Origin of the sequence: Vibrio sp. 10N.222.52.C12 (assembly GCF_041474215.1) — a bacterium.
GTDB classification, from domain to species: domain Bacteria; phylum Pseudomonadota; class Gammaproteobacteria; order Enterobacterales; family Vibrionaceae; genus Vibrio; species Vibrio crassostreae_C.
In genome coordinates, this window is the sequence record NZ_JBFRTR010000256.1 from 1 (window position 1) to 620 (window position 620).

At 30.8% G+C, this 620-nt stretch carries 1 protein-coding gene; it reads left to right on the top strand.

Annotation, left to right across the window (positions count from 1 at the left end):
- On the top strand, nt 1-485 hold a 485-nt coding region (locus AB4623_RS24210), incomplete at its 5' end, for a hypothetical protein (protein ID WP_372147545.1).
- Nucleotides 486-620 lie beyond the last annotated feature (135 nt).

The window sequence follows — 620 nt, forward strand, 5'->3', positions numbered from 1 at the left end:
ATACAATGCATTATAAAGCTATATTATTAATTGTTAGTTGTATATTTTCGTCTTCTGTCTTATCTGAAAGTTGGGCTGAATTTTTAAAAAAAGATCTTAGCTATAAGTACCAAGCTTTAAATGTAAAAGTAGATGCTTGTAGTAAGCTGCGTGAAAGCTTTGTATTAAAACCAATAAAAAGTGATTGGTTTGGTACTTTGACAGATCAACAAAAGAAAGATGTTATTTTATTTGCAAGTGATTATGCGAGTAAGCAATGTTATAAATTGGAAGAATTAAGTTTTTCAAACGCTCTTTTACGTTATACCGCAGAGACCGGAGATAAAGAGCTTCTGGATAATTGGCTTGGTTTAAATAAATCTAATAAATATACAATTGAAGGCGTGGACTCTGTTGGTGCTGAAAATGTAATTGAATTTATAAATCAAGAGTTCACACAACCATTTCAGCCAATTGAGCTTATTAAATATTTAAAGTTATATTAACAAAATTGGAAAGTTACATAACAATTGCATCAATACTATTTACTACACTCGGCATCTTAGGTTGCCGGGTGTTTCTCGTTTTAAGGCGTTAATTTTAAGTATAATTGCATAGTAGTAAACGTGTTATGCAGGCGT